29 protein-coding genes are annotated in these 22,586 nt (G+C 49.4%); 12 read left to right on the top strand and 17 right to left on the bottom strand.

Annotated features, from left to right (window positions below; all coding sequences use genetic code 11):
• Positions 1 to 489: 489 nt before the first annotated feature.
• A complete protein-coding gene (gene hemF, locus OIR97_RS15135) occupies positions 490 to 1,332 on the bottom strand; it encodes an oxygen-dependent coproporphyrinogen oxidase (protein ID WP_169543076.1) in 843 nt (280 codons plus the stop codon).
• 15 nt (positions 1,333 to 1,347) lie between these two features.
• Positions 1,348 to 1,806, bottom strand: coding sequence for a tRNA (cytidine(34)-2'-O)-methyltransferase (locus OIR97_RS15130; protein WP_169543075.1), 459 nt, complete (start codon positions 1,804 to 1,806; stop codon positions 1,348 to 1,350).
• Between the two features lie 147 nt (positions 1,807 to 1,953).
• On the opposite strand from OIR97_RS15130, the gene petA reads away from it, so the two are divergent.
• The 6 genes from petA (at position 1,954) to OIR97_RS15100 (ending at position 6,910) form a co-directional block, all read left to right on the top strand.
• Complete coding sequence (petA, locus tag OIR97_RS15125; protein ID WP_169543074.1) at positions 1,954 to 2,481, top strand: ubiquinol-cytochrome c reductase iron-sulfur subunit; 528 nt, start codon at positions 1,954 to 1,956, stop codon at positions 2,479 to 2,481.
• A gap of 12 nt (positions 2,482 to 2,493) precedes the next feature.
• The gene (locus OIR97_RS15120; protein WP_169543073.1) at positions 2,494 to 3,732 is read left to right on the top strand and encodes a cytochrome b; all 1,239 of its coding nucleotides are present in this window, start codon (positions 2,494 to 2,496) and stop codon (positions 3,730 to 3,732) included.
• A complete protein-coding gene (locus tag OIR97_RS15115; protein WP_169543072.1) occupies positions 3,725 to 4,492 on the top strand; it encodes a cytochrome c1 in 768 nt (255 codons plus the stop codon). Before OIR97_RS15120 ends, OIR97_RS15115 begins: the two co-directional genes overlap by 8 nt.
• Before the next feature lie 123 nt (positions 4,493 to 4,615).
• A complete protein-coding gene (locus OIR97_RS15110; protein ID WP_169543071.1) occupies positions 4,616 to 5,491 on the top strand; it encodes an S-methyl-5'-thioadenosine phosphorylase in 876 nt (291 codons plus the stop codon).
• A gap of 7 nt (positions 5,492 to 5,498) precedes the next feature.
• A complete protein-coding gene (locus OIR97_RS15105; RefSeq protein WP_169543070.1) occupies positions 5,499 to 6,035 on the top strand; it encodes an adenine phosphoribosyltransferase in 537 nt (178 codons plus the stop codon).
• A 17-nt stretch (positions 6,036 to 6,052) separates the two neighbouring features.
• The gene (locus OIR97_RS15100) at positions 6,053 to 6,910 is read left to right on the top strand and encodes a VOC family protein (RefSeq protein ID WP_169543069.1); all 858 of its coding nucleotides are present in this window, start codon (positions 6,053 to 6,055) and stop codon (positions 6,908 to 6,910) included.
• A 21-nt stretch (positions 6,911 to 6,931) separates the two neighbouring features.
• Here the strand turns inward: OIR97_RS15100 and OIR97_RS15095 are convergent, their stop codons facing one another.
• The 13 genes from OIR97_RS15095 to lgt form a co-directional block, all read right to left on the bottom strand.
• Entirely contained in the window at positions 6,932 to 7,603 is a 672-nt protein-coding gene (locus tag OIR97_RS15095) for a dienelactone hydrolase family protein (protein WP_169543068.1), read from the bottom strand.
• Positions 7,604 to 7,606: 3 nt separating this feature from the next.
• Positions 7,607 to 8,074, bottom strand: a complete 468-nt coding sequence (locus OIR97_RS15090) for an NfeD family protein (RefSeq protein WP_169543067.1) — start codon at positions 8,072 to 8,074, stop codon at positions 7,607 to 7,609.
• Complete coding sequence (locus tag OIR97_RS15085; protein ID WP_169543066.1) at positions 8,074 to 9,054, bottom strand: SPFH domain-containing protein; 981 nt, start codon at positions 9,052 to 9,054, stop codon at positions 8,074 to 8,076. Before OIR97_RS15085 ends, OIR97_RS15090 begins: the two co-directional genes overlap by 1 nt.
• A 112-nt stretch (positions 9,055 to 9,166) precedes the next feature.
• Complete coding sequence (locus tag OIR97_RS15080) at positions 9,167 to 9,637, bottom strand: MaoC family dehydratase (RefSeq protein WP_169543065.1); 471 nt, start codon at positions 9,635 to 9,637, stop codon at positions 9,167 to 9,169.
• Positions 9,634 to 10,098 carry a MaoC family dehydratase gene (locus tag OIR97_RS15075; protein ID WP_169543064.1) on the bottom strand — a complete coding sequence of 155 codons (465 nt, stop codon included), beginning with the start codon at positions 10,096 to 10,098 and terminating at the stop codon, positions 9,634 to 9,636. The genes OIR97_RS15080 and OIR97_RS15075 overlap by 4 nt, the downstream gene beginning before the upstream one ends.
• A 52-nt stretch (positions 10,099 to 10,150) precedes the next feature.
• Positions 10,151 to 11,248: a redox-regulated ATPase YchF gene (gene ychF / locus OIR97_RS15070; protein WP_169543063.1), complete on the bottom strand. Its 1,098-nt coding sequence runs from the start codon at positions 11,246 to 11,248 to the stop codon at positions 10,151 to 10,153.
• A 2-nt stretch (positions 11,249 to 11,250) separates the two neighbouring features.
• Positions 11,251 to 11,856, bottom strand: coding sequence for an aminoacyl-tRNA hydrolase (gene pth, locus OIR97_RS15065; RefSeq protein ID WP_169543062.1), 606 nt, complete (start codon positions 11,854 to 11,856; stop codon positions 11,251 to 11,253).
• A 14-nt stretch (positions 11,857 to 11,870) separates the two neighbouring features.
• A complete protein-coding gene (locus OIR97_RS15060) occupies positions 11,871 to 12,509 on the bottom strand; it encodes a 50S ribosomal protein L25/general stress protein Ctc (protein WP_169543061.1) in 639 nt (212 codons plus the stop codon).
• A gap of 96 nt (positions 12,510 to 12,605) precedes the next feature.
• Positions 12,606 to 13,541 (bottom strand): ribose-phosphate pyrophosphokinase, encoded by a 936-nt coding sequence (locus OIR97_RS15055; RefSeq protein ID WP_169543060.1) that lies wholly within the window; start codon positions 13,539 to 13,541, stop codon positions 12,606 to 12,608.
• Positions 13,542 to 13,694: 153 nt separating this feature from the next.
• On the bottom strand, positions 13,695 to 14,552 hold the full coding sequence (locus OIR97_RS15050; RefSeq protein WP_169543059.1) for a hypothetical protein: 858 nt from the start codon (positions 14,550 to 14,552) through the stop codon (positions 13,695 to 13,697).
• 84 nt (positions 14,553 to 14,636) lie between these two features.
• The gene (pgeF, locus tag OIR97_RS15045; protein WP_169543058.1) at positions 14,637 to 15,407 is read right to left on the bottom strand and encodes a peptidoglycan editing factor PgeF; all 771 of its coding nucleotides are present in this window, start codon (positions 15,405 to 15,407) and stop codon (positions 14,637 to 14,639) included.
• Positions 15,408 to 15,409: 2 nt separating this feature from the next.
• Positions 15,410 to 16,492: a class I SAM-dependent methyltransferase gene (locus tag OIR97_RS15040; protein WP_169543057.1), complete on the bottom strand. Its 1,083-nt coding sequence runs from the start codon at positions 16,490 to 16,492 to the stop codon at positions 15,410 to 15,412.
• Positions 16,492 to 17,298: a prolipoprotein diacylglyceryl transferase gene (lgt, locus tag OIR97_RS15035; RefSeq protein ID WP_169543056.1), complete on the bottom strand. Its 807-nt coding sequence runs from the start codon at positions 17,296 to 17,298 to the stop codon at positions 16,492 to 16,494. The genes OIR97_RS15040 and lgt overlap by 1 nt, the downstream gene beginning before the upstream one ends.
• Before the next feature lie 122 nt (positions 17,299 to 17,420).
• On the opposite strand from lgt, the gene OIR97_RS15030 reads away from it, so the two are divergent.
• The 6 genes from OIR97_RS15030 to OIR97_RS15005 all read left to right on the top strand — a co-directional run bounded on the left by OIR97_RS15030 (position 17,421) and on the right by OIR97_RS15005 (position 20,525).
• Positions 17,421 to 17,744: an accessory factor UbiK family protein gene (locus tag OIR97_RS15030; RefSeq protein WP_169543055.1), complete on the top strand. Its 324-nt coding sequence runs from the start codon at positions 17,421 to 17,423 to the stop codon at positions 17,742 to 17,744.
• A gap of 130 nt (positions 17,745 to 17,874) precedes the next feature.
• The gene (locus OIR97_RS15025) at positions 17,875 to 18,468 is read left to right on the top strand and encodes a type III secretion system chaperone family protein (protein WP_219821544.1); all 594 of its coding nucleotides are present in this window, start codon (positions 17,875 to 17,877) and stop codon (positions 18,466 to 18,468) included.
• Positions 18,469 to 18,471: 3 nt separating this feature from the next.
• Positions 18,472 to 19,281 (top strand): pyrroline-5-carboxylate reductase, encoded by an 810-nt coding sequence (gene proC, locus OIR97_RS15020; RefSeq protein ID WP_169543054.1) that lies wholly within the window; start codon positions 18,472 to 18,474, stop codon positions 19,279 to 19,281.
• A 52-nt stretch (positions 19,282 to 19,333) separates the two neighbouring features.
• The gene (locus tag OIR97_RS15015) at positions 19,334 to 19,759 is read left to right on the top strand and encodes a hypothetical protein (protein ID WP_169543053.1); all 426 of its coding nucleotides are present in this window, start codon (positions 19,334 to 19,336) and stop codon (positions 19,757 to 19,759) included.
• Positions 19,760 to 19,817: 58 nt separating this feature from the next.
• Complete coding sequence (locus OIR97_RS15010; RefSeq protein ID WP_169543052.1) at positions 19,818 to 20,168, top strand: tRNA-binding protein; 351 nt, start codon at positions 19,818 to 19,820, stop codon at positions 20,166 to 20,168.
• Between the two features lie 9 nt (positions 20,169 to 20,177).
• Positions 20,178 to 20,525, top strand: coding sequence for a hypothetical protein (locus OIR97_RS15005; RefSeq protein ID WP_169543051.1), 348 nt, complete (start codon positions 20,178 to 20,180; stop codon positions 20,523 to 20,525).
• A 10-nt stretch (positions 20,526 to 20,535) separates the two neighbouring features.
• Here the strand turns inward: OIR97_RS15005 and OIR97_RS15000 are convergent, their stop codons facing one another.
• Both OIR97_RS15000 and OIR97_RS14995 read right to left on the bottom strand, forming a co-directional pair.
• Positions 20,536 to 21,909 (bottom strand): ATP-binding protein, encoded by a 1,374-nt coding sequence (locus OIR97_RS15000; protein ID WP_169543050.1) that lies wholly within the window; start codon positions 21,907 to 21,909, stop codon positions 20,536 to 20,538.
• Complete coding sequence (locus OIR97_RS14995; RefSeq protein ID WP_181017830.1) at positions 21,897 to 22,580, bottom strand: response regulator; 684 nt, start codon at positions 22,578 to 22,580, stop codon at positions 21,897 to 21,899. Before OIR97_RS14995 ends, OIR97_RS15000 begins: the two co-directional genes overlap by 13 nt.
• Positions 22,581 to 22,586 lie beyond the last annotated feature (6 nt).

Here is a 22,586-nt window from a genome sequence, read left to right as displayed (position 1 = left end):
AATAATCTCCTGCACCAAAGCGGCTGATGAAGAGATCTTACGAAAAATTCATTCCAGATTAAAGCTATTCTAATGTGCGCGTTGTCACACAGCATTTCATTTCGTTGGCTTGTGTATACAGGAACCGCTGAAAACTGCGAAAAAAACATCCCGCTTCGTTATATTTTTGTAAAATGTAAAAAGACCCCGATGGCTAAGTCGGGGCCTTTTTCGAGGGAAGTTTTAACAATCGGTGCAATTCTGCCTTTTGCGCCGACCTCGCTACAGGGTCTCTAGCGTTCGTTGGCTTTGCAATCAGACTTCAGGTGGCGTCGTTAGGCACCTGAAGGAGGGAGAGATGACAAAACCAAGGTTTTCTTTTGATCCCGTGACGTCATATAAATGCGTCAATAGGAACGTAGGGCGAGTTGTCTGATTTTCCAAGCTTTTGCCCTGTGCAATTGATCACACGGCATCATTTTTTCGTGTATTGGCGGCGTGGTTTTGGTTCTATGGCCACTTCACTTCGGGCGGCATTGACATCAAAATAGCCTCGGTATTTCCGCCCGTTTTCAATCCAAATGTCGTTCCTCGGTCATGGAGCAGGTTAAATTCAACATACCGGCCTCGCTTTATCAATTGATGCTCGCGCTGTTCCGGCGTCCAGTCTTTGTTCATGTGTTTTTTGACAATCTGCGGGTATACATCACGAAAAGCACGACCAACATCTTGGGTAAAAGAAAAGTTGTCGTCCCAGTTTCCTTCCAGTTTGTCATAAAAAATACCCCCTACGCCTCGCGGTTCATTGCGGTGGGGCAAAAAGAAATATTCATCGCACCATTTTTTGAAGCGCGGGTAATAGTCCGGGTCATGTTTATCGCATGCTTCTTTAAAGGCTGCATGAAACAGCGCCGTGTCCGCATCATCCGGATACATGGGGGTCAGGTCTGCACCGCCGCCAAACCAAGACCTGCCTGTCACAATATGGCGGGTGTTCATATGTACCGCCGGTACCAAAGGTGATCTCATGTGGGCAACAAGAGAAATTCCGCTTGCCCAGAATTCAGAGGATCCTTCTGTGCCAGGAATATTTTTACGAAATTCTTCTGAGAACTGTCCGTGGACCGTAGAAATGTTAACGCCGACCTTTTCGAAAACCCTGCCTTTCATAACAGACATTTCCCCGCCGCCGCCTTCAGGGCGATTCCATTTTGTTACTGTAAACGTGCCTGGGGCCTGGTCGCTGTTCCTGCCTGTCAGTTCGTTTTCCAGCGCGACAAAACTGTCTCGAATCTGGTCTCTCAGCGTGCGAAACCAGTTTTCGGCTGTCTGCTTTTGAATCTCGATAGTCATAAAAAAGCCTCGTTTTCAGTCACTGGTTGGAAAGCCACCGGTCTGCCTCAGTGCTTCGCTGGTTACCATGGCGGCGGCAATCGCCACATTGACAGATCGCATGCCCTGTTGCATGGGGATTGTGATCCGCGCCTGTACCCGATTATGGACTTCCTCAGGAACGCCTTTGCTCTCCTGTCCCAATAAAAGGATGTCGGAGGCGTGAAAAGTGAAGTCTGTATAAGGTTCCGCAGACTTGGTTGTCAGCAAGACGAGGCGGCTATCGCGACGGTTTTCACAGAATCTTTCAAAAGAAGAATGACGTTCAACATCCGAAAACTGCGCATAATCCATGGCGGCGCGCCTCATGTCTTTAGCGCCAAAAGGGAAACCACAAGGTTCAATAATATTGACTTTCAGGCCAAGGCAGGCTCCCATTCTCATGAGTGTGCCTACATTTGGCGCAATGTCCGGTTGGTATAGTGCGAGCTCCATAACCGTGTTTTAATGGCTTTCGTGCCACAATTACAAAGCAATTCTGCTACTTATTGCCACATTCTTTGCGTTGGGGCTGGACATTGGGCAATTATGGTGACAAAAAGCGTTCGCTAGAGATTTATTTTGGAAACCCGGGGAAGTTTAATGACTACTACCACCCCTGTAGAAGAAGACGGCGTAAAGCGTCGCGACTTTCTATATATTGCTGCTGGTGGCGTTGGTGCCGTGGGGACAGCATTAGCAATCTGGCCATTCGTGGATCAGATGAACCCATCCGCAGATGTTTTGGCCCTTTCCTCCACGGAAGTGGACTTAGGTGCTATTGAAGAAGGAGCCGAGATTACCGCCGTATGGCAAGGTAAGCCTGTGTTCATTCGTCATCGTACTGCAGATGAAATTTCAGCTGCTGAAAGCGTTGATGTAGCGTCCCTACCAGATCCGCAAGCTGATTCTGATCGTATTGTAAAGCCCGAATGGCTGATTATGATCGGCGTGTGTACACATCTTGGGTGTGTGCCGCTTAAAGAATCAGGCGATTTCGATGGCTGGTTCTGTCCATGCCATGGCTCTCATTACGATACATCCGGCCGTATTCGTAAAGGTCCTGCACCTGCCAACCTGGCAGTGCCACCATACGAATTCCTTGACGATAACACCGTGAAGATCGGCTAGAGGGGGTACGATATGTCATTTGAACCAAAAAACCCTGTCGTTAGATGGGTAGAAGATCGTCTGCCGATCACCGGCATGATGCATCACGCTCTGTATGAATATCCAACACCTAAGAACTTAAGCTACTGGTGGACCTTCGGATCCCTTGCGGGCTTCATGCTGGTCGTCCAGATTGTCACTGGTGTTGTTCTGTCCATGCATTATACCGCCCATGTTGACCTTGCTTTTGATAGCGTGGAACACATTATGCGGGATGTGAACTATGGTTGGTTGCTCCGGTATATGCATGCCAACGGCGCTTCCATGTTTTTCATTGTTGTGTATTTGCATATTTTCCGTGGACTGTATTACGGATCGTACAAAGCCCCGCGCGAGCTACTTTGGTGGCTTGGCCTGGTTATCTTCCTCTTGATGATGGCAACAGCCTTTATGGGCTACGTGCTTCCTTGGGGACAGATGAGCTTCTGGGGTGCAACCGTTATTACGAACCTGTTCGGCGCGATTCCAGTGGTTGGTGAAACTATTGTAACTTGGCTCTGGGGTGGTTTCTCAGTTGATAACCCAACCTTGAACCGCTTCTTCAGCCTGCATTACCTGCTTCCATTTGTGATCGTTGGTATTGTTATTCTGCATATCTGGGCATTGCACCATAATGGTTCAAACAACCCGACAGGTATCGAGATCAAAGACAAGCAAGACAGCATTCCGTTCCATCCTTACTACACAGTCAAGGATCTGTTCGGTCTGGCGATCTTCCTGATCTTCTTCTCGGCCTTCCTGTTTTATGCACCAAACTACCTGGGACATCCGGATAATTACATCCCGGCCAACCCGTTGGTAACACCTGCGCATATTGTGCCTGAATGGTATTTCCTGCCTTTCTACGCAATTCTGCGGGCGGTTCCTGACAAGCTTGGCGGTGTGTTGCTGATGTTCGGTGCGATTGCCGTTCTGTTTGCTCTGCCTTGGCTTGATCGTAGTCGTATTCGCTCTGCGCGTTTCCGTCCGATTTACAAACAGCTTTTCTGGATTTTTGTTCTCGACTGCATTGTTCTGACTTATGTCGGTGGTAAGCCAGCCGAAGAGCCATACATCCTGATCGGTCGTTTGGCGACAGCCTACTATTTCGTTCATATCCTGATCTTGCTACCGCTTGTCGGATGGTTCGAGAAACCCAAACCACTGCCCGCAAGTATTTCAGAGGCAGTCTTGGCCAAGAAACCTTCTGCTGAGGAGGCAAGCAATGCTTAAGTTGATCAAGTCTTTGAGTGCTGCTGCTCTTCTATCAGTAGTCGCGTTCACCGGTGTGCAAGCGGCGGGTGCGAGTATCGAGTATAAGTCCATTAACTGGCAGCATACTGGTATGTTCGGAACGTATGATCGGGCGGCGGCACAACGCGGCCTCCAGGTCTATCGTGAAGTTTGTGCGGGCTGTCATAGTCTGAAACAGGTGGCTTTTCGCAGCCTGGCAGATTTGGGCTTTAATGAAGATGAAATTAAAGCACTGGCAGCGGAAGCGACTTATGAAGATGGCCCAAATGATGACGGGGATATGTTCGAGCGGGCCGGTAAGCCTTTCGATAAGTTTCCATCACCCTTTGCCAACGAAAAAGCGGCACGGGCATCAAATGGTGGCGCCTATCCTCCTGATTTGTCTTTGATCGTTAAATCCCGCGTTGGTTTTGAGAATTATTTGTATTCACTGCTGACTGGGTATGAAGATGCGCCTGCAGACATGGAGATGATGGAAGGAATGCATTACAATGCTTATTTCCCAAATCATCAAATTGCGATGCCGTCACCAATCTCTGAAGATGCTGTTGAATATTCAGATGGTACGCCAGCCACCGTTGAGCAGATGTCAAAAGATGTCACTGTTTTTCTCGCATGGGCTGCCGAGCCAAAATTGGAAGAGCGCAAGAATATGGGACTGAAAGTGATTTTGTTCCTGCTGCTTCTGAGCGGCTTGTTCTACGCGGTTAAACGTAAAGTCTGGTCTGACCTTCACTGAGTTAGACAAGGAAAATCTAAGAAGGGCGCCTGAATAAGGCGCCCTTTTTTTGTGTTTTATCGTTTCTTTGATGCTGACCTGTTTGGCGTTAGAGGATAGGATCGACCCAAAGGAGAATACGGTATGTCGGAAAAAAGGCCTGTCATCGGCGTTATTGGTGGAAGTGGTGTTTATGAGTTGGATGCGTTGGAAGACAAGCGCTGGGAAACGGTAGCGTCCTCGTTCGGTACGCCATCTGATCAATTGTTGTTTGGCCGTCTTGGAAATGTGGATATGGTTTTCCTTCCGCGTCATGGTCGCGGACACAAGATTTCGCCATCAGAAATCAACTATCGCGCCAATATTGATGCGATGAAGCGGGCCGGGGTTACCGAGATAATATCGGTAAGTGCCTGTGGTTCCTTGGATGGAGATCTTGCACCGGGAACGTTTGTTCTGGTTGATCAGTTCATCGATCGGACATTTGCCCGAGAGAAGAGCTTTTTTGGAACCGGTCTTGTTGCGCATGTCAGTATGGCGGATCCGGTTTGTCCGCGGCTGGCAGATCAGCTGGAAGTGGCGGCAAGCAACACGGGCGTCAAACTGGTGCGCGGTGGGACCTATCTTGCGATGGAGGGGCCGCAATTCTCGACCCGGGCTGAGTCAAACCTGTACCGAAGCTGGGGATGCCAGGTGATCGGTATGACGAATATGCCAGAGGCAAAATTGGCCCGCGAAGCGGAGATGTGTTATGCAACGGTTGCGATGGTAACTGACTTTGATTGCTGGCATCCGGATCACGACGATGTCGATGTTTCGGCGGTAATAAAGGTGTTAGGGGAAAATGCGGACAATGCTCGGTCGCTTGTGTCAGAGGTTGCAGCACCCTTGGGCGCGCATACCGGTTCCTGCCACGCAGGTTGCCATATGGCACTCGAATATGCGCTGATTACCCCTCCGGAAGCCCGTGATGCGGCTATGATTGACAAACTCGATGCCGTCGCTGGTCGGCTTCTTTAAAATAGGAATGCGTAAATTGGATATTAAAAAATACATCAGAACAATCCCTCACTATCCACAAGAAGGAGTTATGTTCCGGGATATTACGACCTTATGGCAGGACGCCACGGGTCTGCGGACCGCGATTGATCAATTAGTCTGGCCCTATACCGGAGTTCGCATTGATAAAGTCGCGGGTATTGAGGCACGCGGATTTGTCCTGGGAGGTGCCATTGCGCATCAGTTAAGTGTTGGATTTGTCCCCGTCCGAAAAAAGGGAAAATTACCGGCGGCAACGATCGCAGAAGAATATGAGCTGGAATATGGCACTGATATCGTGGAAATACATGAAGATGCCATTCAAGAAGGGGAAAATATCCTGATCGTGGACGATTTGATTGCCACCGGCGGAACAGCAGAGGCGGCAATTAAACTTATCCGACGGGCAAAAGGCACAATTGTTGGTGCGGCCTTCATCATCGATCTTCCCGACCTTGGCGGACGGGCACGGATCGAAAAGATGGGTGTGAATGTGCAGACGCTGTGTGAGTTTGAAGGCGATTAACGGGTAAAGGGGGGGATATGGCTCATTATTTGACGGGTCTCGACCATACACTCATTGGGGTGTCTGATTTGGAAGAAGCCAAAAAAACATACGAAAAAATCGGATTTACAGTGACGCCGCGTGGATCCCATATCGGTTGGGGGACTGCAAATTACTGCATCATGTTTGGCGAAGACTATATCGAGCTTCTGGGCATTGTGGATGATGCACGGGAGTCCAATGGTCTGGACACGCTTCTTGAGGAACGCGGGGAGGGGCTTCTGGGTATGGCCTTCGCCAGCAGTGATCCAGAAAGAACCAGATCTTCGTTGCAAGAAGCAGGCTTGGCCCCAAGCGAATTACTGGATTTAAAACGGAAACTTGAATTGCCGGAGGGGGATGTCATTCCGGAGTTCAAGCTTCTGCGCCTTCGCCCTGAAGGGCTGTCTGAGCGCAACTTGTTTATCTGCCATCACTTGACGCCTGAACTGATCCGCCGCCCGGAATGGGAGACGCATGAGAATGCGACAGATCATATCAAGTCTGTTGTGATTGTTGTTGAGGACCCTAAAAGTCTTCAGGACTACTACAAGCGGCTTTGTGGTGTATTGAACGTGACATTGACGGATTCGACCCTGAGTGTTCGGGTCGGGCGCATGACGATGATTTTTGTGTCAGACAATGATCTTGATTTGTTGTTTCCCGGTCTCGTTATGGACGGAGATTTCCCGGAATTTCCATATTTGATCGCCATGACGCTCGCAGTGAAAGATTTCTCGCAGGCTGAGGAATATCTTTCCGGGACGGATTTGACAGTTCAGAAAATCGCCAACGGTGCATTGCGCCTGTCGCCAAAAGAAACACATGGCGTTGTTTTGGAGTTTGTCGCGTCTTAAACGGGGTCAAGCGATTAAAGATTACGTGCCGGTGATGAAGGCAAGGCTGCGTTCAAGGGCCAGCTTTGCTGCCGGTGCGTTATAATCTTTTCGTAAATCACAGTTAAAGCCGTGCCCCGCTTGATACACATGAATATCAAGCTCCGGGTGGGCGTTCATAATGGCATCCACATGCTTCATTGGGATAGAACCGTCCTGATCGCCGAAATGCAGCTGCGTTGGGATCTGGGGTTGTTCCTGTATATGCTCGTTGATACCACCGCCATAATATCCAACGGCTTTGGAAATACCGGAGAGCCGACAGGCTGAGAGATAGCTCAGCGTCCCACCCCAGCAATATCCAATCACCGAAACAGTGCTTTCATCGCTTTCATCGTCCAAATAGTTTACGGCCGCATGAATGTCGCGTAAGGCATCCTCAGTACTGACTTTTGAACGTATGGCCAGGCCCGACTGAATGTCTTCGGGGGAATACCCCAATTCGGTATTTGGAGAGACTCGGTCAAAAAGCGCGGGCGCCAGAACTGTAAAGCCCTGCCGGGCAAATCTGTCACAAACAGATTGAATGTGGCTGTTGACCCCAAAAATCTCCTGTACAACAACCAGCCCACCTTTCGACGATCCTGTTGGGGATGCCAGATATCCCTGAAATTGATGGTTATCACCTGCTGTTAAGGAGATCATCTGAGACATTCTTTATTCCTTCGCTTCGACAATCAATAGAGTGCCATCTGTACCGGTTACAGTAACCGTCGACCCTTCACTCATATCGGGGCCTGAAATGGCCCATTGGCTGTCATCTACATGAATTTTGCCGCGGCCGTTCACGATTGCTTCGCTCAATGTGAAGCTCCGTCCCACATACTGGGCGCCACGCTGGTTCAGCTTCAAATTGTCTTCTACACCGGGGTTTTTTGACAGGAAAAGGCGGGTGACGACGATACTGATCACCGAGAAGACAGCAAAGGCCGCCCATTGATACTCCCAACTAAGTGAGGGAAGCAAAAGGACCAGAAGCCCGACTACGGCTGCGGATAAGCCCAACCAGAGAAAGACGAAGGAAGGGGCGAATATCTCGATTATCACTAGAAAGATTGCAAAAGTCCACCAGGCCCAATATTCCAGATCGGCGACCCACTGGATTGCGGCGTTAAAATTTTCCATTATTCGCTCTTTGGAACGCTGCCTGTCGACACGTTCTTAGTGTTTCCGTTTCCATTTCCATTGCCAAATATTTCCTTGGCAATCGTTCCGATGCCCCCCAATGTTCCAACCAGTGCATTGGCTTCCATTGGCATGAGGACGACTTTAGAATTCCGGGCGGAGCCAATTTCTTTCATCGCTTCCACATATTTCTGCGCGACAAAGTAATTGATGGACTGAATATCGCCTTCAGCAATCGCAACGGACACATCGCGGGTTGCTTTTGCTTCCGCTTCTGCCAGTCTTTCCCGAGCCTCCGCATCTTTGAAGGCTGCTTCACGCCGGCCTTCCGCTTCCAGGATAGCTGACTTTTTCTCGCCTTCCGCTTTCAGAATCTCGGCCTGACGGACACCTTCCGCTTCCAACACGACGGCTCTTTTTTCGCGTTCAGCTTTCATTTGGCGGCCCATTGCCTGCACAAGATCGCCCGGTGGCGTGATGTCTTTGATTTCGACACGGGTCACTTTGATGCCCCATGGGGTTGACGCCTGATCGATTACGTTCAACAGTCGCGTGTTGATGCTATCCCGCTGGCTGAGGGCTTCATCAAGATCCATTGAGCCCAAAACGGTTCTGAGGTTGGTCTGTGTTAAATTCTGAATGGCGCGCTGCAAGTCCCGAACTTCATACGCAGATTTAGCAGCGTCCAATACCTGATAAAACAGGACACCGTCGACCTGTACCATTGCGTTGTCTCGGGAAATTACTTCTTGTGTTGGAATATCGAGGACCTGTTCCATCATGTTGATTTTAACACCCACCCGATCAACAAAAGGCAGGATCAAACTCAAGCCAGGCGTCAAGCTACGGGTATACCGACCAAAACGCTCGATCGTATATTGATACCCTTGCGGCACAACTGTTACGCCCATGAATACGATCACAAGCGCTAGAATAACGACGAAAATCACCAATAACGCAAAACCTGATACCATATCCATTGAGGTGCCCCCTGTGTACGCTTCACGCCCAGCACGTGTAGCGGTTATACCCGGATATCATATCATAAAAAGGGGGGGTGTCTATTGGTAGTCGTGTAAGTTGTTGACAGCCCTACCTGTTTTGCCCTGCTTCACCGGTCGTGCGTGCTTTGACCATTCCAATCGTTTCAACGCTCATGACAATCTGGTCATGTTGATTGAGGACTTTCATTGACCCGAAAATGGTGCCGATCATCGGTTTCGATACAGATCGTTTCTTGCGGATTACTTCTGTTCTGACACGAAGGGTGTCATCAGGGCGTACCGGGAGATGCCATTTCAGGTTGTCCCAACCGGGAGATCCCAAGCCAACCCGGTCATTGATCATATTATCGACCATCATGCGCATGGCCATTCCCGCCGTGTGCCACCCGGATGCGATGATGCCTCCATAGGGACTGGCTTGCGCAGCTTCCTCGTCTATATGAAAAGGCTGCGGGTCATACTTTGTTGCAAAGTGGATGATTTCCTCCTTGCTGACTTTTTTGCTGCCAAACTCCAATACGGTGCCGACCACGACATCTTCAAAATATCCATTGGTCATGATGGCACCACCGTTTCAGGGCGACGGAGGAAAATAATAGTCGAGACCATCGTCATTTTGACCTCATCGTGCTGGTTGAACACGGTGTACTCGAATTTTGTAAACCCCCGATCGGGCTTCTTTTTGTGAACAGTTGTCTCCAAGACAACACTATGGGCGGAAAGAATGTCGTCGGGACGAACTGGCGCTTTCCAGCGAAGCTGTTCAATCCCTGGGGATCCAACAGAGGTGGAATTCTGCAGCAGATTATCTACGATCAGCCGCATAAGCATGGCACCCGTATGCCATCCTGAAGCAATAATGCCACCAAAAAAGTGATCTTTAGCCAAGTCCTTGTCGATGTGAAAAAGCTGTGGATCAAATTCTGTTGCAAATTCGATGATTTCGTCTTCATCAACGATCCGGTGGCCGAAAGTGTCTTCTCGACCAACCGGAAAGTCTTCCCAGTAGGTTTTTGTCATTCTTGTCTCTGGCTTATAAAGGGCATAGTCACACCTATTATAAACCGGAAAATCAGTTGGCAAACCTGAAATGCAGGACATCTCCGTCCTGAACGACATATTCCTTGCCTTCGAGACGCATTTGACCGGCTTCTTTAGCTCCGGCTTCCCCTTTGTGGGTCGCGTAGGCATCATAAGAAATCGTTTCTGCGCGAATGAAGCCTTTTTCAAAATCTGTGTGAATGACGCCAGCGGCCTGTGGTGCTTTGGTCCCGGCAGTGACGGTCCAGGCTCGGCACTCTTTCGGGCCGACTGTGAAATAGGTGATCAAATCAAGGAGGTCGTAGCCCGCTTTGATAATCCTGCCAAGACCTGTCTCGCTCAATCCTAGATCGGCCAGAAACTCTGTTCTTTCTTCGTCATCAAGCTGAGCGACTTCGGCTTCGATCGCAGCTGAAATGACAACCGTCCCAGCGCCTTCGGCCGCGGCTTTTTCCTCGACCCGCTTGGATAGCTCATTACCGGTTGCCGCACTGTCTTCATCCACGTTACAAACATATAAAATTGGCTTTGCCGTCAATAGCTGAAGCATTTTGAACGGGCGTATTTCTTCAGGAGCGAGTTCAACCATACGGGCCGGCTTACCATCTTTCAGGACTGCCAGTGCCCGATCGATCAGATCAGACTGTTGAATGGCTTCCTTATCGCCGCCACGGATTTTTTTAACCAGATTCTCTGTGCGTTTTTCAAGGCTTTCCAGATCGGCCAGCATAAGCTCGGTCTCGATGGTTTCAGCATCTGAAAGGGGATCAACTTTGCCATCGACATGCGTAATGTCATCATCCTCGAAACAGCGGATAACCTGGATGATGGCATCGACTTCCCGAATATGAGCCAGGAATTTGTTACCGAGGCCTTCGCCGCTTGCGGCACCGCGGACAAGCCCTGCGATATCAACGAATTCCAGTTGTGTCGGGATTAATTCTTTAGAGTGCGCAATATCGGCCAGAACCTGCATGCGGCTGTCCGGGACGGGAACCTGTCCGGTATTCGGCTCAATCGTACAAAAAGGGTAGTTTTCAGCGGCTGCCTGAGCAGTTTGGGTCAGTGCATTGAACAACGTTGATTTTCCAACATTGGGCAAGCCGACAATACCACACTTGAATCCCATACTCAGTTTCCTTTGGCTTCTGGCGCTGTTTTGTTCTTGGGCGGAGCCAATTCCAGCGCAACTTTGTTCATAAATCCTGCAGCATCTCCGTCGATCATTTTTTCGATGTGACGGGACACAGCCTCAATTACCGTTTGGACAATTTTTCGATCCGCTTTGGAAAAGTCCTTCAAGACATGGCTTGAAACCTGACTTTTGTCACCAGGATGCCCAATCCCCATGCGGATACGGTGAAACTCTTTCCCCATATGGGCTTCAATCGATCGAACGCCATTATTCCCGCCATGGCCACCCCCTGTTTTGACTCGCAGTTTACCCATTGGCAAATCAAGTTCGTCGTGCAGGACAATGATGTTTTCAAGGGGAATCTTGTAAAACCGGGCGGCTTCACCGACAGAACGGCCAGACTCGTTCATATAGGTCGTGGGTTTTAGGGCAAGGACTTTTTCAGTACCGATACGACCTTCGGAAATCATGCCCTGAAATCGAATTTTCTCTGGTCCAAAAGAATGGCGGTGAATGATGTCATCCACCGCCATAAAACCATAATTATGCCGGTTATCAGAATACCCTTTTCCAGGATTACCAAGTCCAACCAGCAAAATCATCGATGCATCCCAACTTAAGACTCTTCTGAGCTCTCGCCTTCAGAAGCTTCTGCGTCTGCTTCACCGCCTTCTTCTTCATCTGTGCCACCGCTTGGCGCGGCAATTGTAGCAACAGTGAAGTCACGATCAGTGATCGTAGGCTCAGTGCCTTTTGGAAGCGAGAAGTCAGAAATATGAACACTGCTACCGATATCGAATTCGCTGAGATCGATTTCAAGGAATTCAGGGATATCGCCTGCAGGAACAAGCATTTCAACTTCGTGACGGACAACGTTCAGAACACCACCGCGAACAAGACCAACACATTTGTCTTCGTTCAGGAAGTGAACAGGAACATTAACCGCAATCAAGGATTTCGCGGAAACGCGGAGGAAGTCAACATGAACCGGGCTATCTTTTACCGGATGCAGCTGCAGATCACGTGGCAACACGTTATAGTTAGTTTTGCCAACCTGAACTGTATAAATTGTTGACATGAAAGCACCTGTGTTCAGAACTTTAACAAGTTCTTTTGTTTCCAAAGAAACAGAAACAGGTTCTTTTTTATCACCATAAATTACCGCTGGGGTGCGGCCTTCACGACGCAAAGCACGGGAGACCCCTTTTCCTACCCGATCGCGCGTTTCAGCAATTAGAATTGCATTTTCGCTCATTACTCTTCTCCTATTAACGAGCAACACCGGGAAACTGTCCCGGTGTCAGTGGTGATGCGTGCCTCCAGGGGTGCGCGCATCGTGATCCTGTTTAAATCAATCAAACAGGCTGGAAACCGAAGTTTCCTGTGAAATCCGTTTCATCGCCTCACCGATAAGGGGGGCAATTGAAATTTGACGCATCTTTTGAGAGGCCTTGAACGCCTCGGTTGCCAGAATGCTGTCTGTGGTTACCATTTCTTCCATAGCGGAATCCTGTACCCGGTTGATCGCGCCTCCTGAGAGGACGCCGTGGGTCACATAGGCCGCAACGCGATTAGCGCCTTGATCTACCAAGGCTGCCGCTGCATTGCACAATGTTCCCGCGCTATCTACGATATCGTCCACAAGAATACAGGTCTGTCCCTTGACGTCGCCGATAATATTCATGACTTCAGAAACGCCCGCTTTTTCACGGCGCTTATCAACGATTGCCAGGTTCGCGTCAAGCCTTTTGGCGAAGGCCCGTGCCCGCACAACGCCGCCAACGTCCGGAGAGACGATTGTGATTTCTCCTCCGCGGCCGTAATTTTCTTCAATATCTGGTACGATAATTGGTGCAGAGAACAAGTTATCGGTCGGAATATCGAAAAAGCCCTGGATCTGACCTGCATGCAGATCCAGCGTCAAGACGCGATCTGCCCCGGCTGTTGTGACAAGATTAGCAACAAGTTTTGCTGAAATCGGTGTCCGTGGGCCTGGTTTACGGTCCTGACGGGCATATCCGTAATACGGTAAAACGGCAGTGATTCGTTTTGCAGACGCCCGCTTCAAGGCATCAATACAAACCAGCAACTCCATCAGATGGTCGTTTGTTGGAAAGGATGTGGGCTGGATAATGAAGAGATCCTCGCCCCGAACATTTTCATGGATTTCCACGAAAACTTCCTGATCCGAAAAACGGCGAATAGCAGCGTCGGTCAAGGGTAAATCAAGATAAGATGCAACAGCTTCTGCCAATGGGCGATTACTGTTCCCCGCAAGCACTTTCATGTGAACGGTCCTTTAGGCGACTACTGGCCTGACTCAGTCAAACAATTTTAAGGGGAGAGGCAGAAACTACCCCTCGATTGCGGGGCGGAACTTACCAAGGGTCTTCAATTCTGTAAACGCCTTAAACACCGATTTTTGAGGAAATAAGAATATTTATCCGTTTTTGTCTTTAAAATATGCAGGTTCTGCTTGGCGAAGCAAATTCAGGATGCCTCTGGCGCCACCTTGGGCAGCTGCAATCGCAACCTCGCCCCACGGACCGTTCAGCGTTCCCGCCCTGATTCTGTTTTTTTGTTCAACCTTGCCGACATATTCACCGTTCCGTCGTTCCAGCTTCCAGATGATCGAGACGATCTGCATGCCTCCCATGGGTTTGGTCAGATCAACGCTGCCTTTCAGAATATAGGTTGCCTGCCATTGGTCCGGCTGGACATCCAGTCCGGCTTTTACAAGATGGGTTTGCATGGCGGATGCCAGAGTTTCCGAGCCATCTCCGGGCGCATTCTCGACGATCGGAACAAAAAGTCGCGGCGTTGACATGGCTTCAAAATTTATGCCGGCACCGCCGAGCATGATATCGATATCACTGGCTGTGTGTAGCGCGACTTTTTCGTAGTCTGTCCCCGCATGATCTGGTCCGGGAACTATTTCCCCGATCTTTTGCAAGGTTCGCAGCTTGGTGTCTCGCCCCGTTGGGTCGACCAGTGTCCACAGAATATAGCTGACATCGTCTTTCAGGATGATCCGACTGCTCATTTTGTAGCGGTTGAACGGCTCCTCCCCTGAGAAGGCCGCAATGCCAAGATCTTGCAACTTTTCTGACAGGATTTCCGAAAGCTCCTCCGGGCCATTTTGAACCGGTTCAATATAAAGCGACGCACGCGGACCCGGTGCTGCATTGCGCATCGCACTTTTGGATTTTGGCTGAAAAGGCCGCTCAAGCGGTTGGCATGCCGATAATGCAAAAGCAAGGGCGCCAACCAAGAGGATTTTGATTAGATTATAACGCACAACTTGCCACCAGCCCTAAAAGGCACAGAACAAAAAAGATTACCAGATGAGGCATGCGTCTCTCTCAAATCGGAACAATTATAATCAGGTTTGCGGGCGGAGGGCGATGGCGGAGATTTGCCGACCATAGTCAGGCTCGCCCCGTTTGCACATCCGTCGATAACTATAAAAATACTCTTCATCCGCACAGGTATCATTGTCTATCAGATCAACCGCTTTAATATTCTGTTGCAGTAGTTGCATTTTTACAAAACCGGTGAGGTCAAACATGTGGTGTTTCTCACGCTCGGACGGAATAAAGAATGATTTATACGCTGGATCCAGTGCAATAAACGGAGCCGGGAAATCGGGTCCGACTTCGTAAGACGCCTGTTGAATTGCCGGACCAATGGCACAACAGATCGAACTGCGGGAGGCGCCAAGCTCTATCATAGCCTCGATCACGGCCTTTGAAATATTACCGATTGTGCCTTTCCACCCCGAATGAGCTGCCCCGATGACCTGATTGACAGAATCGGCAAAAAGGATCGGGACGCAGTCTGCTGTCAGGATCCCTAATGCGAGACCCGAAACGTTCGTCACCATGGCATCGGCTTTGGGTTTGTTTTCTGTATCTACCGGTTCAGTCAGAGTAAGCACGTCGGAACTGTGAACCTGATATAGTGTCGTTAAATTTTCAGGCGAAACCAGTAGCGATTTGGCAACGATTTCCTTGTTTTTTATGACATTGTCAATTGCATCATTGGAACCCGCACCACAATTGAGGCTCGCGTAAATACCGTTAGAGACGCCGTTTTTACGTGTGAAAAATCCGTGACTAACTTGACTTTCATTAAATATATCGCTTTTGATCATCTTTATTCCCCAAAGCCCGCGGGCGATGCACAGAGAGTATGATGAAAACAGAGCACTTTGAAAAGAGTCCCCATTCCGCTTGAACTGACCAACCGTTTATGATCGCTGGCAATTTTCTCTTTTTGGCTATCCGTTGCCTTTGCAGAAAGCTGTAGCGCCCGGGCTTCGATACCCAAGCGTTCCAGAAAACGGCCTTGCGAGGTTATTGGGGCGACCGTCACGTTACTCTCCCGCGCAACGTCTGCCAAACGACCGAAATCAACATGGGCCGTCAAATCAGCTTCCCCCGGATGTTCCAGTGCGGAGACATTTCTGTGGTCTTTGAGGGCTTGGAAACTATCTCCGGGTGCACTTTTTTCAGGTCCATAGTCCAAGGTCAAAGCCGCACCGCCTTTTTCGGCGATTTGGTGCGCGATGCCTGTCATTATGGAGAGCGCAGACGGACAAACTTCATAAATTTCGCCCGGTTCCAGCTTTTCAAGATGGGCTGGATTGCAAAATGACTGCACGTCAGGTGCAACGGCCATTGTGGTATATGTCAGTTTGTCATCTGCATAGGTGATCGCGCGTTCCTTGGGGCCGCTTTCGGACTGCAGAAACTGATGGATGGGCAGTGCGTCAAAAAACTCGTTGGCTATAACAATATAAGGGCCATCCAGATCTTCAGGAAAATGCGAGTGCCATTGGACGGAATGGTCGGAAAGGGCCATTTGTTGTTTGTTTTTGAGGCGGTCGCTGACTTCCACAAGATGCAATGACACGGCATTAACAAATTCCGGGACCAGTTTGGTGCTTCTCAGGGCATCCTTTATCAAGGTCCCGTTGCCCGGGCCCAGCTCAATCAAATTGACGCGGGAAGGCCCTCCCATTTTCGCCCAGCAGTCCACACACCATAGGCCGATAAGTTCTCCGAACATCTGGCTGATTTCCGGGGCGGTAATAAAATCACCGGATCGGCCAAAAGGGTTGGAACGCTGGTAGTAGCCATATTCTGGATGAAGAAGCGCGTCAGACATATAGTCATGAACAGAAATCGGGCCGCATTCTTCAATGCGTCTTTTCAGGATGTTTTCAAGTTCGGTCATTATCGGGATGCGGCGGGGCGAAGGATGAAATAGAGTCCGATCAACACCATCGGTATTGAGAGGAGCTGCCCCATCGTGGCGCCTCCCAACAGAAATCCAAGATGGGCATCCGGTTGACGAAACAGTTCAACAAAACCACGTGAAGCGGCATAACCGACTAAAAATGTACCCGTCAGCAGTCCGGGTTTCTGACCGAATTTCGTTTGCCGCAGGATCATGACAAGGACAAACAAAACGGCACCTTCCAGAAGCGCTTCGTATAGTTGACTGGGATGGCGCGGCAAGGGCCCGCCATTTGGAAAAACCATCGCCCAGGAAACATCGGTTACGCGTCCAAAAAGCTCTCCATTTATAAAATTGGCGATCCGTCCAAAGAATAACCCCACCGGTGCAACCGTCGCCAGCATATCAGCCAGCGCCAGCGGAGGAATTGACCGTTTTCGAGAAAACAGGATCGCTGCAATGACAACGCCTAGAAAGCCCCCATGAAAAGACATGCCGCCCTCCCAGATTTTGACGATTTCCAGCGGGTCGGTAATGTAATAATCCGGCTTGTAGAACAGGACATAGCCAAGGCGTCCGCCCAGAATGACACCCAGAGTCGCCCAAACCAGAAAATCATCAATATGCTCTGGCGTTAGCGGAGATTTATCGGATTTGGCAAAGTGGAGCATCAATCGCCAGCCAAGGATAAGACCGGTGATATAGGCAAGGGCATACCAGCGAATGGCAAAAGGGCCCAATTCGATGAGTATGGGGTCAATTTCCGGAAAGGAAACTGCTAGAAATTGTATCGCTGAGTTCATAAGTCTTTATATAAAGGATGCACCGAACTGCGCAAGTAGGACAATTGTTTAAAACGTCTAAAGCAATTGATTTTCCCGTTGCTGCACGTCATAGTGCGATTAACTTGAAAGGACCCAGTTTCATGCAGACAAATTCACGTATCTTTGATGACATTGCCCGGTTGGCGTCTGGCGCGCTCGGAACTGCACAAGGGATGAAATCCGAGTGGGAAAATCTGGTGCATCAGCGGATCGAACGGCTGGTGGCTGATATGGATTTGGTTCCTCGCGAGGAATTCGATGCAATGAAGGCCATGCTGGTCGCCATGAGCGATACACTTGAAGTGCAGAATGCCAGAATTGCTGAGCTTGAAAAGAAAGTCGCGGCGGCAAAAAAAGCACCTGCGGCCAAAAAAGCATCGGCAGCAAAAAAGGAAAAAACGCCAGCGTCTAAAACGGCTGAGTAGTTTTCCCCCCAAGGCTTTAAAATGCCGGTTATCCACAAGAAAGTTGCACAAAAACTGATTTGGGTGTTGCGCCAATGTGAAAGGCGCTTTACGCTAAATGTATGGTATTCTTTTTTCTAGGGTACCAGATATGGCCCAAATCGATGTTCCCGATGGAATTGTGCGGCCTGTAACGGTTGGCATGATGAAAGCGGGGATCTTGCAAAGGAGTCTTGGCATGACGACTGTGTATTTTTCCCAAGAAGAACTCGAAGACCACAATCCTCTCGACCTTGTTGAATCCATTATTTCTGCTAATGACTGGTCCTTTGAACGGCAGGGCAGGAATGAACTGACCGTCGGCGTAGAGGGGAGCTGGTGTCAGTATCACCTTTGGTTTTCATGGCGTGCTGATATCAAGGCGATCCATTTCTCCTGCGCCTATGACGTGAAGGTTCCGGACCGGAAATATGATGCGATCTATGAATTGCTGGCAAGGATGAACGAAAAAATGTTCATCGGTCATTTTGATACCTGGCGTGAAGAGGGGCTTGTTATGTTCCGGCATGCACTTTTACTAAATGAAAATTGCGACATGAATGCTGAACAGATTCAGAATCTTGTTGAAATTGGCATGAGTGAATTGGAAAAATTCTATCCCGCCATCCAGTTCGCGATTTGGGGCGGAAAAACTCCTGAAGAGGCAATTGAATCTGCCATGTTAGAAACAATGGGTGAAGCTTAAATCATGTCTATGACAATTTTGCTGGTGGGTTGCGGTAATATGGGCCGTGCCATGCTCGATGGCTGGATCGAAAAAAATATTAAACCGAACAGCATTCTGGTGGTTGATCCATCGACGAGTAATTTGGAGCTGGCGTCCCGCTCTGGCTGTCGAATTTTTACTTCTCCTTTGTTGATTGAAGAAGATTATCAACCGGATGTCATTGTGTTGGCCGTGAAGCCACAAGTTATGACGGAGGTTATACCGACCTATAAGAAATATGCAGACAAGGGTGCGCTGATTATTTCAATTGCCGCAGGAACCCGAATTGACGTTTTCGAAAATTATTTTGGTAAGGACACTGCGATTATTCGGACCATGCCAAACACGCCTGCGGCGGTCCGCAAAGGGATGCTTGTCTCAGTTCCGAACCCTTCTGTTACGCAGGAGCATCGCCGGCTTTGTGATAGTCTGATGTCAGCGATTGGAACAACGGCGTGGGTGGATGATGAAAATATGATGGATGCTGTGACCGGGCTGTCCGGCTCAGGCCCAGCCTATGTTTTTCATATGATCGAAGCAATGACGAAGGCTGGGGTGGCTGCGGGTTTGCCCGAAGATCTGGCGACAACGCTCGCCAAGGTTACAGTTGCTGGTGCAGGTGAATTGGCCCAAAGGTCAAACTTGGATGTTGCCCAACTACGAAAGAATGTGACAAGTCCAAATGGAACGACTGCCGCTGGCCTTGATGTGTTGATGGCGAATAATTCTTTGATCGAATTAATGACGAAAACAGTTGAAGCCGCCAAGAAACGATCAATTGAATTAAGCTAACGCACTTTAAAGTTGTATTTTTGACCCCATATCCCCTCTTTTGGAGGATGCTATGTCGGATGCAAAACCCTCAACAGGAATGGGGGCCCCTACCTTGGCAGGAAAGGTTATCATTCCTGACCTGACCCCAATCACTGAATCCCAGAAACAAAATGTTGAGGCGATATCGTCGATCAGCACCGAAATGGCTGATAGCCTTCAAACCATCTGCGCCGAACAACAGGCAACCCTACAATCTGTCCTGCAAGGGATGGCGGCCGGTCTTCAATTGGAAGGTCAAAAGGCCGGAGGGGCGGCGAATTCGGTACCGGATATCGGGACTATTCTGGATGGCCATATGCTTGCTGCAAATTCGTTTAGCGCGACCGCGTCCAAGATGATGCAGTCTACCGTGAAAACCAATGCGACGCTGACCCAGTCTTTCACACAATCTATGAGCGTAATTGAAGACGTGGCAAAAAAGTTCTCTGGTGGCTAAGAAGGCTTGTTTTGGGTTTGCCATTGCCCTAGCATCCCCAAAAAAAGTGGAGGGTTGAATGACCGAGAAAGCCAAAGAAATAGGAATAGAAGATTTTTTAAAAGTGGATATCCGGGTAGGAATTGTGTTGGAAGCATTGGAATTCCCGGAAGCGCGTCGACCGGCCTATAAGCTTAAAATTGATTTTGGAGAGGAGATCGGTGTTCGCAAAACATCGGCACAGATTACGGATCTCTATACGCTAGAAAGCTTGGTCGGAAAACGGGTGGCGGCCGTTGTTAATTTTCCGCCCCGACAGATTGGTCCCGTTATGTCAGAGGTTCTTGTCTTGGGCTTTAGTGATGCAAACGGGCAGATTTCACTCATTTCGCCTGATCATGATGTGCCGATCGGCGGACGATTGCATTAAGGAATAGAAATGACAGAAGACACATCAGACGTTGACGATGCCATGCCAGAAGCGCCTGATCTGTCTTCGTTATTTGAAGACCATCAGGCTAAGCTGGAGGCGGCTCAGAAAGCGTCAACAAATGCGTTCCTGGTATTTCAATCACGGGATGCGGAGGTACAGGCTTTGTCCGCAACTTATGAAGAAGAGGTTATGAAGGTTTTGATGATTGCCAAGGCGGCAACAACGCCCCAACTGGCCGCTGCGGCCGTTCCCGTTGTTCTGGCTGCAGCAAACAAGGCTTTTGCTCAGGCTTCGGTGACAGAATTGTCGGCAACATCAGCAATCGAGGCGGCCTTTCAATCCCTTAAAACCTGAACAAGGGGTTCTAGTAGGGAAAAGTAAGTTCAATATGCAAACCGCCCATGGAAGAGCGGCCGAGTGCAATTTGGCCACCATGTCCGTGTACCACATCACGGGCGATGGTCATGCCCAGACCGCTACCACCGGTTTCACTGTTGCGGGATGTGTCCAGCCGATGAAAAGGCTTAAAGACGTCCTGTCTTTTCTCTAAGGGAATACCCGGTCCGTTATCGTCTATCGAAATCACGATCTGACTATCCGTTGGATATACTGCAATAGCGATTTCCGTAGCATGGCGACGGGCATTTTCGACGAGATTTGTCAGGCAGCGCTTGACACTGTTGGCGCGAATGGATGTTCTTATTTCCGGCGTCGCTGTGAGGGTGATCTGCGCCCCTTGTCTGCGGGCATTTTCGACGACGGATTCAATTAGTCTAGTCACGTTGACTTCCTGTACAGTTTCCGCTTCCTGCCCTTTTGCAAAGGCAAGATACCCTTCGACCATATTCCGCATGTCCTCCACGTCACTTTGTAAATTCTCGCGGCTTTGATCCTCGGGCATCATTGCCAGTTGGAGTTTCATGCGTGTGAGCGGAGTGCGAAGGTCATGGCTTACACCGGCCAGCATTTCAGTGCGTTGAGTTATTTGCCTTAATATTCGGTGCTTCATGTCATGGAACGCCTTGGACGCTGAGCGAATTTCTAGGGCGCCGGAGGGTTTGAAATCTTCGACTTCCTGACCACGACCGAATTTTTCTGCGGCTGAGGCCAATTGTTTGATCGGTCGCATCTGGTTGCGTAAAAAGATAACGGCAATGCCCAGCAGGGCGAGGGAAATTGCAATCATCCACATCACAAAAATATAGGTTGTGGATGAGAAAAGCCGTTTATCCCGCACGACAATTTGCAGGACATCATTGGGCAACTGAAGGCGGATGACGACACTTTCCAGTTTTTCGTTGCTGGTGAGTGTGAAATTGCGGGCCGGCAAACTTTCCTGAAGGGCCCTGGCAAGTTGACGATCGAGAAAACCGGAATGTTCCCTCTGGATTTCAGTTTCATTCAGTTGCCCGTTTTCTTCAAAAGAAATGGCAAGACGCATTTGGTCCCGGGCAATTGTCAGGATGCTGGCTCGGGCTTCAGGCCCTGGAAACCGATCAGTTAGCGAGATGACAGCTGCAACTTCCCCTGCGACGCCCTGGGCCAATCTGCGGGCAACATTATCCCAGTGACGTTCATAGAAAATATAGGTTACCAAAACCTGTAGCAGGATAATCGGCAGGACAACGATCAGCAGCGAACGGCCAAACATCGTATTTGGCATCAGTCGTTTCAACAACCTGAAGAACGTGGATAACAGCCAGGCTTCGTTTTTAATTTTAGCCCCTAGTCTGCCCATAAAACATATCCTTCGCCGCGGACGGTTTGTAAGTAACGTGGTAATTTGGGGTCTTCTTCGATTTTTCGTCTCAGACGCGTGATCTGCACATCGACGGCCCGTCCTTGCGCACCACTGGATAAGGACAGATTATCCCGTGAAATGGGAACGCCTGGTGTTTCCGCTAATGTTTTTAAGAGGATCTGCTCGCTGGAGGTCAAATTGACAATGGTTCCGTCTTGGGTCAGCTCGCTTTTTGTCAGATCAAACGAAAAGTCGCCAAAAACAATTCGGCTGTTTGTCTCAATCTTGGCGCGTCGCAAGATTGCTTCGATGCGCAGCAGAAGTTCTCTGGGTTCAAAAGGTTTTGTAAGATAATCGTCAACGCCTGCTTCCAGTCCGTCGATCCTGTCAGAAGAGTCGGCCATGGCAGTTAGCATCAGAATTGGCTTGGTTTTGGACGCAATTTGATCGGCACGAATTGATCGTGCAAGTGATAACCCATCTTCGCCAGGCATCATGCGATCCAGAACCATCAAATCAAAGGTCAGACCCTTCATTTTCTGTCGCGCAATAGCGGCCGATTCTGCCACAGTGACCCGGTATCCATTATCGGATAGATACTGCTTCAGCAAAGAGGCCAGCCGGGCGTCGTCATCGACGACAAGAATATGAGACGCATTATCGATCATAGGGAA

The sequence above is a fragment of the Sneathiella aquimaris genome (assembly GCF_026409565.1).
Classification (GTDB): domain Bacteria; phylum Pseudomonadota; class Alphaproteobacteria; order Sneathiellales; family Sneathiellaceae; genus Sneathiella; species Sneathiella aquimaris.
This window is presented reverse-complemented; position numbering and strand designations above follow the sequence as displayed.